The following is a 255-nucleotide window of genomic DNA, read 5'->3' as shown; positions in this document are numbered from 1 at the left end:
GAAAGTAAGTTTGATATCTTAAACTTAATGTGAAGAATTCCAGTAACAAGACCAGCAGTGCAACCACATAAGATAGCCATTAAAGTTGCTACTATAGGAGAAATACCATTAGTAAGAGAAAATGCTATGATAGAAGCACCCATTGTGTAACTACCATCAGCAGACATATCTGGAAAATCTAAGATTTTGTAAGTTATATAAACCCCCAGTGCCATAATTGATAAAATTAAACTTTGCGTCATTACAGATATAATA

At 32.5% G+C, this 255-nt stretch carries 1 protein-coding gene; it reads right to left on the bottom strand.

Translation table 11 applies throughout. The features are described from left to right. Positions 1–254: ABC transporter permease subunit (locus tag KGF42_RS19610; protein ID WP_413927055.1), on the bottom strand; the 254-nt coding region annotated here is incomplete at its 3' end. Between the last annotated feature and the right edge of the window lies 1 nt (position 255).

Source organism: Clostridioides sp. ZZV15-6383, from assembly GCF_020657735.1.
GTDB classification, from domain to species: Bacteria; Bacillota; Clostridia; order Peptostreptococcales; family Peptostreptococcaceae; genus Clostridioides; species Clostridioides difficile_D.
This window is presented reverse-complemented; position numbering and strand designations above follow the sequence as displayed.